Annotated in this window: 1 protein-coding gene; it reads right to left on the bottom strand. The window is 39.6% G+C overall.

Translation table 11 applies throughout. The features are described from left to right. Positions 1–160: 160 nt before the first annotated feature. Complete coding sequence (gene rplO / locus DS839_RS35900; RefSeq protein WP_005599316.1) at positions 161–595, bottom strand: 50S ribosomal protein L15; 435 nt, start codon at positions 593–595, stop codon at positions 161–163. Positions 596–647 lie beyond the last annotated feature (52 nt).

Genomic DNA, 647 nt, shown 5'->3' with positions numbered 1-647 from the left:
GAACTAATTCGGATAATACAGAAGCATCAATGCCAGGAACAGGTATAAAAGAGCCGATACGGAAAACGATTAACGCACCTAAAACAAATAATAATCTTGATTTAAGCTCGCCAGTCCCTTTTTGTGTACTACCTTGGTACCCTGGTTGCTTTGCCATCTATTATTCCTCGATAGAACCGCCAGCAGCTTCGATAGCAACTTTAGCGCCTTTAGTCACACCTAAACCTTTAACTACAACCGCTTTTTCAATTTTACCCGCTAAAATTACTTTTACAGATAAAATATCTTTAGTGATTACGTTTGCAGCTTTAAGTGATTCTAAAGTTACTTCGTTACCATCTACTTTAGCTAAGTCGTTTAAACGAATTTCAGCAACATGGAATGATTTTAATGAAGTAAAACCAAATTTTGGTAAACGACGGTATAAAGGCATTTGACCACCCTCGAAACCACGACGAACACCGCCGCCTGTACGAGATTTTTGACCTTTATGACCGCGACCACCGGTTTTACCTAAACCAGAACCGATACCACGACCTAAACGTTTAGCACTGTGCTTAGCACCTTCAGCTGGAGAAAGAGAATTTAAACGCACTCTATTATTCCTCCACTTTAACCATATATGACACTTGATTAATCATACCGCG

The organism is Taklimakanibacter deserti, assembly GCA_003574785.1.
This window is presented reverse-complemented; position numbering and strand designations above follow the sequence as displayed.